This window comes from Mucilaginibacter sp. dw_454 (assembly GCF_018449775.1).
Classification (GTDB): domain Bacteria; phylum Bacteroidota; class Bacteroidia; order Sphingobacteriales; family Sphingobacteriaceae; genus Mucilaginibacter.
Map to the genome: position 1 here is coordinate 1,327,918 of NZ_JAAVVB010000001.1, position 12,251 is coordinate 1,340,168.

Here is a 12,251-nt window from a genome sequence, read left to right on the forward strand (position 1 = left end):
AAGCTTATTGAAATTCAATATCGGCACACCGAATTATTTTAATTTTTCGGATGCCGATATTTTTATTTTTATCATCTTCGGCCACAAAAAATCAAGACAATGATAAACGTAAACGAATATTTTGGCGGCGCGGTTAAGTCGCTTGCTTATACTGCTGCTGACGGTAAATCTACCATCGGCGTAATTGAAACCGGCGAGTACGAATTTGGCACTGCCACCCCTGAAACCATGACCGTAATTGAAGGCGAACTCATTGCCCTGTTGCCGGGAGAAACAAAATGGAAAAGCTACACCAATGGCCAATCATTTAAGGTTGCTGCCAATACATCATTCAAAGTAAAGGCAGAAGGCCAGGTCTCATACCTTTGTAAATACCAGTAGGCTAATATTTAATTAAAGTAGCTCCACGGTATGTGTTTCCACATGCCATGTGACAGGCCGCCTGTTAGCAGCTCATATATTAAATACACCGGCCAGAAAATGTAGCACAGTATTAATAATATGATGGAGTGGTTGTAGTACCAGTTAATCATTAATGCATATAAGCCTAGTATAAGGTATGTAATGCTGCTGTCTCTTCTGCCCATATATAGCTGTAAGTTGTAATTGTATGATTTGTTTACACTAAGTTAAATATTTAACTTTTACTTCTATAATCAAGTATTGGCTAAAAAAAGGGTCTGTCAATAGCAATGAGCTTAATAAGTTTTCCACAAAAACAGAAAAAAGGCCTTAAAATGGCCACTTATCAACATTTTAGACTATAATTTTTTTTAACATTTATATACTACTTAATAAAAGTAAACTATGTTTGTGGAAACAATTCACACCTAACAAAGGTTAACTTTTTTAAACAATTAAAAACTTATCATGGCAACACCTACAAGTGGCGGCATTACCGCTTATTCAGTAAAAACCAAAACTAAAAACGTACCAATGGTAGATCCTACTATTGACGTAAAATCTGGCAGATACATTGCTACCGGCGCTGACGCGGCAGGCAACAAAATGGCTGCAATTATGAGCAAAGCTACGGCTGAAGGTCATATCGCTAGCGGCGCTGCTAAAAAAGGCAGTGGCTGGTAAAAAAACAACCGGCTAAGGCCGTTGTAAATAAATAAGGCAGTCCCGTATCTACGAGGCTGCCTTATTTATTTTACCAGGTTTTGAAAGGCCGTACAGACAAGCTCGAGTTGTAATACCTCGGATCGTCGCTTACCTCTTCGCCTATCCAGGGCGGTAGTTCAAATTGCTCATCTTCACTATCCAATTCTATTTCGGCTACTATTAAGCCGTTGTTATCGCCTTCAAAAACATCAACCTCCCAAAGTTTGTCTGCATAGGTTATGCAATAACGCGTTTTTTCAAGGCCTGATTTTACAAACTGCTCAAATAATTCTGCAGCGTCACCTACTGGTATATCATATTCATATTCGGTGCGGCTTATTCCCTGGGTACCGCCTTTAAAGGTTAGCCAGGCGTTATCACCAGCTATACGTAAGCGTACGGTCCTGGTCTGATCGTCAACTATATAACCCTGTCGTAATTTCGTGCCGGCGGGCTTATTGAGCGCTTGCCATTTTTTATGATCAACCAAAAACTTACGTTCAATTTCAATTCCCATATTTTTATTTTGTTGTGGCAATAACAGCTATATAATGCGTTTGTTACAATACAAACTAACGCCCTTTATACTACCAATTGTAAAAAAATGTTAAAGTAGCATATGCCTTGCTATACTAGTGCATAAATAGATATATTTATCCATCTTTTACATACCTTGAAACACAGTAATGAATCTTAAAAAATTTACTACACTACTATTTTCATTTATTGCCATTAGCCTGTCGGCCTTTTCACAATCTGATACTATAAGTGCGCAAACCATCGTTACCAAAACCATAAAATATAACGGCGACTATCCCTTCGAGAAAGTTTACCTGCATTTTGATAAACCATACTACGCTGTTGGCGACACCATTTGGTTTAAAGCTTATATTACCATGGATGTTACCATAAATGATGACATGACCAAAAACAAACATTTGCCAACCGCACTGAGCAAGGTTGTTTATGTAGACGTTTTAAATGCCCGCGATTCGGTAGTACAACGCATGAAATTACCTGTTACCGATGGCATGGGTTATGGCGACATTAAATTACTTCAGCAAAGTTTTAAAGAAGGTAATTACCACGTACAGGCTTACACTAACTGGATGCGCAATTTCGACCCCGAGTATTATTTTAATAAAACTATACCGGTGGGCACTTTGATGGATAAGATAGATAAAAATGTCTACAGCACCATTCAACTTTCCAGTCAGATACTAAAAAATGGTTCAGCAAAGATTGACGCGGTGATACATTATACTACGGTTGATAATCGTGATTATGCAGGGCGTAAATTTAGCTGGCGCGCACAAAGCAACACCGAGGATGATAATATAGCTAAAGGCAGAGGCATCACCGACGCTAAGGGCAATATCAACGTGAGTTTTACTACTAATAAAATATCAGACCTGAAAACGGCTACTTTATTTGCTGATCTTGATATCAATAACAACACCATTAACCGGTCATTCACGCTTAGAAACACAGCCTCGCCTGTTGATGTGCAATTTTTTCCGGAAGGCGGAAATCTGATTAACGGTATCAAATCAAAAGTAGGTTTTAAAGCTGTAAAACCTGATGGGTTAGGCATAGATATTACCGGGACAGTTACTGATAACAGTGGCGCAACCGTAGCCAGTTTAACTACCCAGCACTTAGGTATGGGCGTATTTGAGTTCACCCCGGCATCGGGCAAAACCTATAAAGCCAATGTAGTTTTCCCTGGTGGGCAACAAACCGTTTATGATTTACCGGCCGTAAAAGACAATGGGATGGGCATAGGCATTAACAACACCGATCCGGAAAAAGTTATCGTGACGATGAACGTCAGCGACGCCTTTTTTGCTATCAATAGAAATAAGCGCCTTACCTTGTTAGGGCAATCGGGCCAGGTGGTATGTTATGCCGGGCAAACGGCGTTAGCCAGTAAAACGTATGACATTACCATACCAAAATCAAAGTTTCCATCTGGTGTAGCTAAATTCACTGTATTTTTGGGTAGCGATGCTTTAACCGAGCGGGTGCTTTTTATACAACGTAATGATCAGTTAAAGATAAGTCTGAGCACGCCAAAAACCACTTATGGTACCCGCGATCAGGTGCCTTTTAATGTTACGGCTAAAACACCTGCGGGTACTCCGGCCCTGGCAAACCTTTCGGTAACGGTAATTGATGACACCAAGGTTCCATACAATGAAACTGCCGAAACCACCATTTTAACTAACCTATTACTAACGTCTGAGTTAAAAGGATATATAGAGAAGCCAAATTATTATTTTACCAATACCAGCGCTAAAACCGCCGCCGACCTGGATGTGCTAATGCTTACCCAAGGTTATCGCCGTGTTACCTTTAGCGATATTTTAGCTAACAAAACGCCAACCATTAAATACTCGCCCGAAGATGGTATCGCAGTTTCAGGCACGCTTCGTACCGCATCCGGTATGCCGGTACCTAATGGTATCGTAAACTTCTACATACAGAATATGCGGATATCATCAACCGTAAATACTAATAGAGATGGCGAGTTTATTATACCAAAACTTTACTTCCCGGATTCGGCAAAAGCTGTAGTTAATGCACGCGGCAATACCAATGGCAATAACATGCTGATTATTGTAAACAATGTTACCCCGCAGCCACCAGTACCAAGCGTTACCGCACCGGATGAGATAGCAAATATCGATACGGCGATGACCAATTACCTGCTCAACGACAAAAGAATAAACGACAACTCGCACAACTTGAAAGAGGTGGTGATTAAAGAAAAAACGGAACCAAAAAAACAGAGTCATGCCGATTTTCCATTTTTAATAGGATTGGGTGCTATTCCTGATCATGTTTTTGATGGTTCTCGCCTTTCAGGCTGCCCTACCCTTTACGACTGTATAAAGGGCCAGCTGCCGGGCATAACCTGGGATAATGATAAATTCTACATCACGCGTAACTACAATACAGGTAACAAAACAGAGGTGGCCATATACCTGGATGGCAATGTAACCGATTATTTAAGGTTGCAAAGCGTTGATCCGGCTACTATTGACCAGATAGAAATTTATAATAACGATGGTTTGAGCGGGTTGAACAGAATGGATAACACTGCCGGTGTACTAGTTATCAGCAGTAAAAAAGCAGAGAAAAAACCATTGGATAAAAAATTATTGCAGGAGTTGCTAACCCCGCAATACAGCGCTGTAAACTTTACCCCTAAGGGATATTACATGACCCGCGAATTTTACTCGCCAAAGTATGATGCCACTAAAACCGGTGTACTGGGTGGCGATTTACGCACCACCATTTATTGGAACCCTAAACTGGTAACTGATAAAGATACCGGCACCGCCAAATTTGACTTTTTTAACGCCGACGGCACCGGTACCTACCGCGCTATTGTTGAGGGCATTGACGATAAAGGGAATATAGGGCGTACGGTGTATCGGTATACGGTGAGGTAACATAATTCATTCTATCTGTCATTGCGAGCGAAGCGTGGCAATCGCGAATATTGCTTCCTTGCGATTGCCACGCTCCGCTCGCAATGACAGTTTTTTATTTTATATGGTTGTCATCTAAAATGACGCTTAACCCAGCATTTGCAAAAACCATTCATCTAACTTGGCTGTTATCTAACTAACAACAAAGTAAAAGCTATGTCTTACAACAAAACACTTACAATAGGTGGCGATTTAACCGTTAATCGCCTTGGATATGGCGCTATGCGCATCACCGGCAAGGGTATCTGGGGTCCACCAAAAGATCATGACGAATCTATTCGCGTGTTGAAACGCGCTGTTGAACTAGGTGTAAACTTTATTGATACCGCTGACAGCTACGGCCCAAATGTTTCGGAAGAGCTAATTGCCGAGGCTTTGCATCCTTACGCTAATGGATTGGTCATAGCCACCAAAGGCGGACTAGAGCGTACCGGACCCGATCAATGGCCGGTAAATGGGCATCCTGATCATTTAAGGAAAGCTTTGGATGGAAGTTTAAAGCGATTAAAGCTTGATCAAATAGATCTTTACCAACTGCACCGCATAGACCCTAAAGTACCGGCCGAACTAACCTTCGAGTTTTTACAGGAAGCACAGCAAACCGGCAAGGTAAAACACATTGGCTTATCTGAAGTAAGTGTCGAGGATATTAAAGATGCTCAGAATTATTTTGATGTAGTATCGGTACAAAACATGTACAGCGTTGACAACCGTAAATGGGAGCCGGTGCTCAATTATTGTAAAGAACAAGGCATAGCATTTATACCATGGTTTCCGCTAAATGCAGGTAACGTAGCTGCCCAGGATAAGCTGAAAACTGTAGCTGACAAGTATGGAGCCACAGTACACCAGGTTGCTTTAAGCTGGTTATTGAACCATGCAGATAACATCCTGTTAATTCCGGGCACATCAAGCGTTGAACACCTGGAAGAAAATATGAAAACAACGAATATTCAATTATCTGATAATGATATTAAGGAGCTGGATACCATATCGCCTGCTTAATAGAGATATTTCGGATAAAAAAGGGATAGCATCTTGTTATCCCTTTTTTTGTTGATCGATGCAGTCAAAAATTCGCTTCATTACATAGCATTTAACTGAAAAAATATTTAGCTTTAAAGAATATTCGGCACCGGTATTATGAACAACCCCCTTAAATTCATAATTATAATTCTTTGTATAGGCGTTATAGCTTGTAAAAAAGAGGCAAAAACACCTCCGCCTATACCCCAACCAATCAGCAGCGAGGAATCAGCACAGATGATTAGTGGGGCGCTTTCATCCGGATCTGATGGTTTTGCAGCTTTTTCAAATGATATTTCAAATTATTCTCAATTAGCTTATATATCCAATAAAGGTTGTGGTGTAGCGCGTATTGATTCGGTTATACGCAAAAGTTTGCCTAACGCCGCTACCACTTACTATTTCAAACATAAAATTATAAGTCAGCTTAATTGCGACGACAATCATCACCCGGACAATGTCACCAGCGACTTATCGTTTACCGGATTTTATGAGAATGATAAATTGTTGACTACAACGGCTATAACATCCGTTACTAACGTAACCGGATTAATCAAAACATCGCCCAATTATACCATGAACGTGCAATACAGTTCTACCGGCACATTCAAATTAAAGGCAGATACCACACTTAATGGCACAACCATCATTAACATCAATTTAAATAATATTGTTATAGCAAAATTCACCCCGGCCACGCAAGCTATTATTGACAACGGCACGGGTACTGTAAGTATAAACGGCAATACAAAAAAAGGGACATTTACTTACAGTGGCAATATAACTTTCGAAGGTAATAACAAGGCGCTTATAATCTTAGACCGTACCTCTTACATAGTCAATCTATCCACCGGGACAATATCAAAAAAATAACATGAAAAAAAGCTCTGCGCATTGCGGGGCTTTTTTTATGGACTTTATATTTATCGGGAAATAGGTACATTAGCTATTCGCTATCATTTTAAGTGAAGAAAATAACCATACTAGAATCTCTCAGAGGTTTTGCAAGCTTTTATGTAGCTGTTGGACATTGCGTCCTGAGTTTAAAAAATACACCTGCGTACCTGGGGGTACTATTTAAGTTTGGGCAGGAGGCTGTGATCATTTTCTTTATTTTATCCGGCTTTGTGATTTTTTATTCGTTCGAAAAGAAAAACGAAACACTTCGCGAATATTTTATCAAACGTTTCAGAAGAATCTATTTCCCGTTGATTTGCGCCATGCTTGTTTCTGTGGTGCTAGTTGGCGGCTACTTTTCGATCAAAGAATTATTGGGTAATTTATTCATGCTGCAAGATTTCGGGCTTGGTAAACCCGGCAATATAGTCGAGCCTTTTTTAGGTAATACACCTTTATGGTCGCTTTCTTATGAATGGGTGTTTTACTTACTGTTCCCGCTTATATTCCCCATTATTGCTAAGCGCGCAAATAGAGCTCATATTGTCGGTATGGTTTCCATATTAAACTTGCTGATCTATGTACTTTTCCCTAACCATATCTTTTTGGTGTTTGCCTATTTTATGATTTGGTGGAGCGGGCTTGAATTGGCCATATATTTTATAAATGGCACCGGCAAGTCACAGGTAAAAACGTTGTTCTTTTATTACGCAATGGTCATTCTATTATTGGCCGTGCCGGCTTTTTACAACTATAGGCAACAACATTTCATCCAACCAGGCGTATATCCTTACCTGGTATTAAGGCATTTTGGCTTTGCATTTCTGTGTATGCTGCTATCTGTTTATTTTACATCGGTCTTAAAACAAGTACTCCGGGTCTTGAAGCCGTTTGCTCTGATTGCACCCATTTCTTATAGTATTTACATACTCCACTATCCTATTTTGGTGCAGTCAAACCTTCACCTGCCGTTGGCTATAGAGCTACCTTTTAAAATAATACTGCTCTTGGGCCTTGCTTATTTAATAGAGGTAGTGTTACAACCTAAAATCAACAAGGTTCTTAGGTAGAATAATTAAACCTGAGCCACTTTAAATGGCTTAATATCTACCGATTCCCAGATCTTTTGGGTGATGTATGGCTCGCCTTGTTGCCAGGCATCCAGCTCTTCTTCGTTTTCAAATTGTAGTATCATGGTCGAGCCTATCATTTTCCCTTCTTCGTTAAGCATAGCGCCGCCTATTAGGTAATTATTTGTTGCTATTAGTTCGCGGACACCATCAAGATGATGCGGGCGTACGCCCATTCGGCGCTCAAAAGCGCCTTCGTCGGTATGATCGTATGCGGTAATCAGGTATTGGTTCATGGTTTTGAGATTTAGTTTATGTATAATTAATGGAACAAGCCGATGTTAAATCTGTTTAATATTTTGACAATTATTACCATCAATATTAAGACTAATAGTGTAATATTTACAATATTTGCCAAACCAATTAAAATGCCTGAAAATGAAACATCAACTTCAACAAAAATTTAACGAAATATATCATAAAGAGGCTCAACACGCCTATTTCTCACCGGGCAGGGTAAATCTTATCGGCGAGCATATTGATTACAATGGCGGCCTTGTAATGCCTGCGGCCATTACATTTGGCACCTATTTGTTAATCAGCCCGAATGAAGATAATGTATTTCGTTTCAGAAGTTTAAATTTTGATGAGAACCCAACCGTGCCGGTTCAAGACAGCTACCAAAAAGACGGCGACGGCTGGTTCAATTTCCCGCTGGGTGTAATAGAACATTTTACCCGTGATAGTCATAAAATCACAGGGTTGGATATGTTATTTTTTGGCGATATCCCTATCGGCGCGGGCCTGTCTTCATCTGCTTCTATTGAAGTAGTTACCAGCTTTGCGTTGAACGAGTTATTTAATGCCGGTTATGATAAGTTGACGTTGGTGAAAATCGCTAAGTCGGTCGAAAATAACTTTATGGGTCTGAACTGTGGTATCATGGATCAGTTTGCAGTAGCCTTTGGCGAAAAAGATAAAGCCATAGTGCTGAACTGCGATACGTTGGAATATGATATTGTAAATAGCAATCTTGGTAATCATGTGCTGGCTATTATCAATACCAATAAATCGCGCAAACTGGTTGAATCCAAATACAATGAGCGTGTTGAAGAGTGTCAAACCGCTTTGAAAGACTTAAACAAAGAGCTGAGCATTGATTACTTGTGCGACATCGACTCGGCGACTTTTGCTAAATATAAACACTTGATCACCGACGAGGTTGTTCGGAAACGCGCACAGCACGTTGTTGAAGAAAATGATCGTGTTAAATTGGCGGCCGACGCTTTAGCAGCTAACAACCTGGCCGAGTTTGGCAAGCTCATGTACGGCTCGCACGATTCATTGCGTGATTTATACGAGGTTAGCGGTAAAGAGCTTGACGCGGTAGTAGAATATGCTAAAACCAACCCTAACGTAGCCGGAGCACGTATGACCGGCGCCGGTTTCGGTGGTTGCGCCATTGCTTTGGTTAAAGCAAACGCATTCGATGCTTTCAGCAAAGAATTAGAAGTTTTTTACACTGATAAAATTGGCTACGCACCATCTGTATATCAATCATTAATTGGCGATGGTGTAGGAACTTTGTTAGTTACCAGCGAAGCTTAATAGCATGCCTGATCAGACTTACGAAGTCTTTGGAGACTTCGTAAGTCTATAACAAACACATCGCACAAAACTAATCTCCGATCACTAATCACCAATCTCTACCGCAACGTGCGTAAACTAAAATTAGACGAACTTAACCGTGCCTCGGTATCAGAGTTTAAAGCTCAGGATAAATTGCCTGTGGCCGTGGTGCTGGACAGTGTGCGCAGCATGCACAACATTGGTTCGATATTTCGTACTTCGGATGGTTTTGCAGTAGAACAAGTTATTTTATGTGGCATTACTGCTCAGCCTCCGCATCGCGAGATTGAGAAGACAGCCTTGGGCGCTACAGCATCTATTAACTGGAGCTATCATGAAGATGCTGTAAAAGCTATTAAAAAACTTCGTGCAGATGGCTACCAGATCATTGCCATTGAGCAGGCGGAGGACAGCGTAATGCTCAACGGATTTACACCAGATAAAAATGCTAAGTATGCCTTAATTTTCGGTAACGAGGTTAATGGGGTGAGCGACGAGGTGATGGAGATCATTGATACCTGTATTGAGATCCCACAGTTTGGCACCAAGCATTCATTTAATATTGTGGTTTCGGCGGGTATTGTGTTGTGGGATTTCTTTGCTAAATTGGCTATTGGTTCATAGTTGTTGGTTCATGGTTCATAGCCATTATGTCACTATAAACCATGAACTATTATCTATCAACCAATGAGTCCACTCGCCAAAAAACTACAAATGAAAGCCGGCACTCGCTGGCTGCTATTCAACGCCCCGGATACTTATTTGAGCCGGCTGGAACCTTTGCCTGATGGGATTGAACTTTTGTTTAAGCCGGAAGGAACCTTTGACGGTACGCAACTATTTGTAAAAGACACGGCGGAACTTACGGAAACCCTAAAAATCGTAATGCCCTCTTTAAAGCACGATGCCGTTTTATGGGTGATTTACCCGAAAAAGAACAAGGGCATTACTACAGATTTAGAAATGATGAGTGGCTGGCAAGTAACCAAACCCTACGGACTAAAACCCGTAGCGTCGGCAGCGATTGATAACTTGTGGACCAGCCTGCGTTTTCGCCCTGAGGCTTTGATTAAAACTTCGGAAGGCCGTAATGATAACATCCGCAATAATGAGTTTGCCGAATATATCGATGTCGATAATAAACATGTAAAACTCCCGCCTATTATATCTGATACCCTGGAAAAAGAACGCATTGCTATGGATTTTTACCAAAACCTGTCCTACAGCAATAAAAAGGAATATGTGCTTTGGATCTTATCTGCCAAACAAGAAAAAACGCAGCAGGAACGGTTAGTGAAGATGGTGGAGAAATTGAATGAGGGGAAGAAGAATCCGAGTGAGAAGTGAATCATAGTCCCTCCGTCATCGTGAGCGAGGTACGAGCGTGACGATCTCTGAACGCTTTGCCACCTATCGTGTAGAGATTGCCACGCTACGCTCGCAATGACGGCTTTTTTTATATTTGCCCGTTACTAGACCACTTGTCAAACAAAAAGCCCCACTGATTTTCAGCGGGGCTTTTATTATTACTTGATAAGCTTTACACCGTAAACACCTGTTCAAACTGATTTACAGAATCTTTGCTTTCCAGGTTTGAATGCCCCATCAGGAACTCGTCAACCTTGCGGGCGCATTCGCGGCCTTCTGATATAGCCCAAACAACCAGTGATTGCCCGCGGCGCATATCGCCTGCTGCAAATACTTTGCTTACGTTGGTGCGGTAAACGCCTTCTTTAGCATTCACGTTTTTACGTGCATCAACCTCTACACCCAGGCTTTCCAACATACCTACGTATTGCGGATTCAGGAAGCCCATTGCCAGGAATACCCGTTGGCAGGGTATTTCGCGCTCAGAACCTTCAACTTCTGCAAATTTAACCGGTCGACCTAAGAAATCAGTTTCCCAGCTAACATCAGCTATCCGTAAAGCACGCAGGTTACCGCTTTCGTCGCCTAAAAATTCTTTAGTATTGATACCCCAATGGCGCTCAACACCTTCCTCGTGCGAGGTTGTAGTTTTCAATACCATAGGGTATGTTGGCCAAGGCATGTGTGGTGTACGTTTCTCTGGCGGTTGAAACATCACCTCAAACTGTTTAATGGAGTTTGCTTTCTGGCGATTTGAGGTACCTACGCAGTCAGAACCGGTGTCGCCACCGCCGATAACCACTACATCTTTGCCTGTAGCTATGATCTCTTCAACTTTAATTGGCGAGTTACCTACACGTTTATTTTGTTGTTTCAGAAAATCCATCGCGAAGTGGATACCTTTAAGTTCACGGCCCGGGATAGGCAGATCGCGGGGAATGGTTGATCCTCCTGCCAAAACTACTGCGTCGTGGTTACGTACAAGTTCATCAGCAGCTATGTCTTTACCTACTTCAACGTTGGTTTTAAATATAACGCCATCTTTTTCCATTACTTCTAAACGACGATCTATCACCGTTTTTTCCAGCTTAAAGTCAGGGATACCGTAACGTAATAAGCCGCCAACTTTATCATCGCGTTCAAAAACAGTTACCTCGTGACCGGCTTTTACCAACTGAGCAGCAGCAGCCAAACCAGCAGGCCCAGAACCAACCACTGCAACCTTTTTACCGCTTTTCACTAATGGAGCAGTCGGTTTAACCAGATTTTTTTGATAAGCTATTTCGATGATATGTTTTTCGATCTCCTCGATAGCCACCGGTGGTCTGTGAATACCCAGTACACAAGCCGACTCGCAAGGAGCCGGACAGATCCGGCCGGTAAATTCAGGGAAATTATTAGTCGACGATAAGATCTGATACGCTTCTTCCCATTTCTTGTTGTATACAGCGTCGTTAAACTCAGGGATAATGTTGCCCAACGGGCAACCTGAGTGGCAAAACGGAATACCGCAATCCATGCAGCGGGCAGATTGTTTATTTAACTCCTCGTCAGTATACAAACTCTCAAATTCGTTGTAGTTTTTTACACGTTCTGCAGGCGCTAATTTTTCAGGCATTTTCCTGTCATACTCCTGAAATCCTGTTACTTTTCCCAT

The 12,251-nt window shown here is 41.5% G+C and carries 13 protein-coding genes; 9 read left to right on the top strand and 4 right to left on the bottom strand.

Going from position 1 to position 12,251, the window contains the following annotated elements:
* Positions 1-99: 99 nt before the first annotated feature.
* Positions 100-381, top strand: coding sequence for a pyrimidine/purine nucleoside phosphorylase (locus HB679_RS05925; RefSeq protein WP_214071007.1), 282 nt, complete (start codon positions 100-102; stop codon positions 379-381).
* Positions 382-389: 8 nt separating this feature from the next.
* Here HB679_RS05925 and HB679_RS05930 read toward each other — a convergent pair whose 3' ends face one another.
* Complete coding sequence (locus tag HB679_RS05930) at positions 390-587, bottom strand: hypothetical protein (RefSeq protein ID WP_214071008.1); 198 nt, start codon at positions 585-587, stop codon at positions 390-392.
* A gap of 283 nt (positions 588-870) precedes the next feature.
* On the opposite strand from HB679_RS05930, the gene HB679_RS05935 reads away from it, so the two are divergent.
* Positions 871-1,086, top strand: coding sequence for a hypothetical protein (locus HB679_RS05935; RefSeq protein WP_214071009.1), 216 nt, complete (start codon positions 871-873; stop codon positions 1,084-1,086).
* A gap of 70 nt (positions 1,087-1,156) precedes the next feature.
* On the opposite strand, the gene HB679_RS05940 is transcribed toward HB679_RS05935, so the two are convergent.
* Positions 1,157-1,624: a CYTH domain-containing protein gene (locus HB679_RS05940; RefSeq protein ID WP_214071010.1), complete on the bottom strand. Its 468-nt coding sequence runs from the start codon at positions 1,622-1,624 to the stop codon at positions 1,157-1,159.
* Positions 1,625-1,793: 169 nt separating this feature from the next.
* On the opposite strand from HB679_RS05940, the gene HB679_RS05945 reads away from it, so the two are divergent.
* The 4 genes from HB679_RS05945 to HB679_RS05960 all read left to right on the top strand — a co-directional run bounded on the left by HB679_RS05945 (position 1,794) and on the right by HB679_RS05960 (position 7,597).
* Positions 1,794-4,565, top strand: a complete 2,772-nt coding sequence (locus HB679_RS05945) for a carboxypeptidase regulatory-like domain-containing protein (RefSeq protein WP_214071011.1) — start codon at positions 1,794-1,796, stop codon at positions 4,563-4,565.
* Between the two features lie 195 nt (positions 4,566-4,760).
* Positions 4,761-5,609: an aldo/keto reductase gene (locus HB679_RS05950; RefSeq protein WP_214071012.1), complete on the top strand. Its 849-nt coding sequence runs from the start codon at positions 4,761-4,763 to the stop codon at positions 5,607-5,609.
* Positions 5,610-5,747: 138 nt separating this feature from the next.
* Positions 5,748-6,503, top strand: a complete 756-nt coding sequence (locus HB679_RS05955; protein ID WP_214071013.1) for a hypothetical protein — start codon at positions 5,748-5,750, stop codon at positions 6,501-6,503.
* A 92-nt stretch (positions 6,504-6,595) separates the two neighbouring features.
* Positions 6,596-7,597: an acyltransferase gene (locus HB679_RS05960; RefSeq protein WP_214071014.1), complete on the top strand. Its 1,002-nt coding sequence runs from the start codon at positions 6,596-6,598 to the stop codon at positions 7,595-7,597.
* Positions 7,598-7,602: 5 nt separating this feature from the next.
* Here the strand turns inward: HB679_RS05960 and HB679_RS05965 are convergent, their stop codons facing one another.
* Positions 7,603-7,893 carry a YciI family protein gene (locus HB679_RS05965; RefSeq protein WP_214071015.1) on the bottom strand — a complete coding sequence of 97 codons (291 nt, stop codon included), beginning with the start codon at positions 7,891-7,893 and terminating at the stop codon, positions 7,603-7,605.
* 142 nt (positions 7,894-8,035) lie between these two features.
* Here HB679_RS05965 and HB679_RS05970 point away from each other — a divergent pair, with 142 nt between their 5' ends.
* From HB679_RS05970 to HB679_RS05980, 3 genes are all read left to right on the top strand, one after another.
* Entirely contained in the window at positions 8,036-9,205 is a 1,170-nt protein-coding gene (locus tag HB679_RS05970; RefSeq protein WP_214071016.1) for a galactokinase, read from the top strand.
* A 108-nt stretch (positions 9,206-9,313) separates the two neighbouring features.
* The gene (locus HB679_RS05975) at positions 9,314-9,850 is read left to right on the top strand and encodes an RNA methyltransferase (RefSeq protein WP_214071017.1); all 537 of its coding nucleotides are present in this window, start codon (positions 9,314-9,316) and stop codon (positions 9,848-9,850) included.
* A gap of 63 nt (positions 9,851-9,913) precedes the next feature.
* A complete protein-coding gene (locus HB679_RS05980; RefSeq protein WP_214071018.1) occupies positions 9,914-10,573 on the top strand; it encodes a YdeI/OmpD-associated family protein in 660 nt (219 codons plus the stop codon).
* Positions 10,574-10,766: 193 nt separating this feature from the next.
* Here the strand turns inward: HB679_RS05980 and HB679_RS05985 are convergent, their stop codons facing one another.
* Positions 10,767-12,251: a glutamate synthase subunit beta gene (locus HB679_RS05985; RefSeq protein ID WP_214071019.1), complete on the bottom strand. Its 1,485-nt coding sequence runs from the start codon at positions 12,249-12,251 to the stop codon at positions 10,767-10,769.